Annotated in this window: 4 protein-coding genes; all 4 read right to left on the bottom strand. The window is 64.1% G+C overall.

Annotated features, from left to right (window positions below):
* The coding region (locus tag NJF35_RS24460; RefSeq protein ID WP_253091603.1) for a hypothetical protein at nucleotides 1–844 on the bottom strand (844 nt) is incomplete at its 3' end.
* The gene (locus NJF35_RS24455) at nucleotides 837–1,679 is read right to left on the bottom strand and encodes a hypothetical protein (RefSeq protein WP_253091602.1); all 843 of its coding nucleotides are present in this window, start codon (nucleotides 1,677–1,679) and stop codon (nucleotides 837–839) included. The genes NJF35_RS24460 and NJF35_RS24455, both read right to left, overlap by 8 nt.
* Nucleotides 1,676–2,251, bottom strand: coding sequence for a DUF4123 domain-containing protein (locus NJF35_RS24450; RefSeq protein ID WP_253081813.1), 576 nt, complete (start codon nucleotides 2,249–2,251; stop codon nucleotides 1,676–1,678). The genes NJF35_RS24455 and NJF35_RS24450 overlap by 4 nt, the downstream gene beginning before the upstream one ends.
* Nucleotides 2,248–2,914, bottom strand: a 667-nt coding sequence (locus NJF35_RS24445) for a bacteriophage T4 gp5 trimerisation domain-containing protein (protein WP_410900364.1), incomplete at its 5' end; no start/stop codon positions are given. The genes NJF35_RS24450 and NJF35_RS24445, both read right to left, overlap by 4 nt.

Raw genomic sequence — 2,914 nt, 5'->3', positions numbered from 1 at the left:
GTTCGCCGATGCTCAGGCCTTCGCCGGTGATCATGCGGTGGCTGCCATCGACCATGGCATCGGCGGCCAGGGCCGCTTCCAGGGCCACGAAGACGTAGCGCCCGACCGAGGTGGCGCCGGTGATGCCGCGCACCACCGGCACGAAGGCCAGCACGCCGAGGGCGAACTCGCCGGCGCCTTTGACGCCCTCCCAGGCGCGTGACCTGGCCTTGGCCTCGGCGAAGTGGCGGGCCAGTTGCTCGCTGGCCAGTTCGACGGGGTACAAGCCGGTGGGGGTATGCCAGGTATAGGGCGGGCTGATCCGATGCTCGCCGTTCTCGTCAGTGTATTCCTCGCGCGGTGCCTCGGCCCAGCGGGCGTGGGTGAAGGTGGCGAAGTAGATCTTGTGATCGCTGAAGAAGAAGTTGCGCTGCAGCTCGAAGCCCAGCCCCTGGTGGGTGCGCACGCCCATGTGGTCGAGCACTGGCGGCGCCAGGTCGTCCAGTCGCAACTGGTCATCGACGCACACCAGTTCAAGCTTTTCGGTGGCGGCGAAGGCATGGAACTCGGCGAGCCAGGCATCGCCTAGCGTGCTGCCGGCGTGTTCCAGGACCCGTTGCAGGAAGGTGTCGCGCTGATTGCGCGTCTTGTCGCGGATCCACGGGTTATGGCGGAACCACTCGGGGCCGACGCCGTCGCGGGAGGGGATGCCCAGCAGGTGGTCGCAGCCGTCGTTGCCGTCGAGGGAGAACAGTGCGCCGGGCAGAGAGCAGGGCACGCAGAGGGTAGGGGGCACGGGCAGCGCACCGTTGCGCACACCCTGGCGCAGCCTTTCCAGGCCGGGAGGTAAAAGGGGTTCAGACATGCGAAGGTGTGTCCTTGAGTGCGCGTTGATGAGCGGTCAGTTGCTCGCCCAACACCTGGCACCTCTCGCGTGCGGAGCCCTGTTCGTCCAGCGACGTGACCCAGGTGGCGAACAGCGGATTGAGGTAGAAATGGCGTCCGAAAGCGATCGCCAGCAGGACGTGCAGCAGCACTTGGTTGCGGGGGAGTACCGGGAGGTGTTTCAGGTCATCGGAAGGCTGTGGCAGGCGCTTGCCGTAATGCCGATAGGCCAGGATCTCATTGCCATTGAGTTCCTTGTGTTGCAGAGGGCGGAGCCCATAACGCTCGCAGGCATCCGACTCATATTGGCAGTAGCAGTCCTCGTGCGTGTCCGAAGGTAGGCCGCGCAGGGCCATCAGCTGGGTGATCGAATGCCAGAGCCTGTCGTCGTCCTTGGCATCTTCACGCCAGCCCGACATGGCCAGGATGATGTCGTGCATGTGGGGTAACTGGGTTTCGAGCTGCTGACGGTGGGCGATCGCCTGCTCGGCCAGCAAGCCGAGCCGCTCATCCTGGGCCAGCCCGCCAGCTTGGGTGCCAGGCCACAGCGGTTGGCAGGCGAGGTCGTTCCACCAGCCCAGCCCGAGGAGGAAATGAGTAAGGACCAGCACGCTGTATTCCCGGGTGCTGCCGTACCCCTCGTGGCAGACCAGGTTGCCCGCCTGGGCGACCAGCGCGTGGATGTGTGCGTGGCGGGTATGCAGGCGGGGTAGCGTGGGGCCAAGGGTGTCGAGTAGATACTGGGCCAACTGGCGGTTCGTGGCGTGCAGCGCGGCCTTGTGGAGCGCATCGAGGTCCAGGGGTGGCAATTTCATTGGCCGCCCTCCCGCTCAGGGCGCAGCCAGGCCAGGTAACCCTCTTGCTCGCAGGCGTCTTCCGCTTGCTCGAACAATGGCTGGACGCCGAGTGCCAGGTCTGTTGCGGGGTCATGGAAATAGAGCCTGAGTACGCGCCCATGGTCGAACAGCCTGGCCAGGGCATCGGCGTGTTGTGCCAGTGATCCCACATACAGGCTCAACGACCGCGGGTCGCCAAGGCGTAGAAAGTACCGTTGCTTGCCTTGCTGCACCTTGCCGAAGCGGCGTAGGTGCTGCGCCAGTGCCTCCAGTGGCAAGGTGGCCTCGAACGCGGTGAAGGCGAGCGAGCCGTCCAGTGTGCCGAGCCACGTGTCCAGGTCACTACCGGGTTTCAGCGGGAAGAGTATCGGCGCATGCTTTTCCAGCCCGGGATTCTGCTCCAGGTACCAAAGGCACTGGTGTTCGATGGCATGGAACTCCAGACGGCCGAGCAAGCCTGGGGTGGTAGAGGCTTCGGCCAGCAGGAACAGGCTGTCGCGACCTGCATCACCTATTGCTGCGTGATCGTTCAATCGCTGATGCAGGCTCATGCGTCGCCCCTACCGGCAAAGGGGCATTCTTCGATCAGGGGAGAGCCTTCACGGATGGCCGCTTCAATCGCTTCGAGCTGCTCTTGCACCGGCGTCAGGTAGGTGACGTTGCCTTTGAAGCGGATGTTGGGCGCTTCCAGGGTAATGCCGTCGGCATCGAGGATGATCTTGCCGCTGGGGCCGCGGATATGGATGCGCTCGGTACCCTGAAGCATGTAGGACGGCGTCAGCAGGCGTTGGGCTGTCCGGGCTTCCACGCTGCGTGCGCCTTCGACGATGAGTGACTGGTTACCGCCGATGCTCAGGGAGTGATCGGTTCCGATCGTGTCGTGGCTCGCGTTGCCGATGGAACGCACTTCATTGCGGTCGATCGTGGTGAAGAGGTCTTGCTGGACATGGTCGCGCCGGTCTCGCCCCGTCGTGGTCGATTCGTCACGGGCAACGCTCGAGCTGCAGTCGCGGCCGGTGGCAATCTTGCGGTCGTTGCCGACGGTGAGGGTTTCATCGTGCTGTACCTTGGTGTTCAGGTCTTTTTGCGCATGAATGAACACCTCCTCCTGCCCCAGCTCATCCTCGAAGCGCAGTTCATTGAACCCCTTGCCCTTGTGGGTCTGGCTCTTGATCGTCATGCGCGTCTTGTGCTTGGGCAGTTCGTAGGGCGGT

Source organism: Pseudomonas guariconensis (assembly GCF_024127895.1).
Lineage (GTDB): Bacteria > Pseudomonadota > Gammaproteobacteria > Pseudomonadales > Pseudomonadaceae > Aquipseudomonas > Aquipseudomonas guariconensis_B.
Note: the sequence above shows the minus strand (reverse complement) of the source record. Positions and strands in the feature narration are given on the sequence as shown.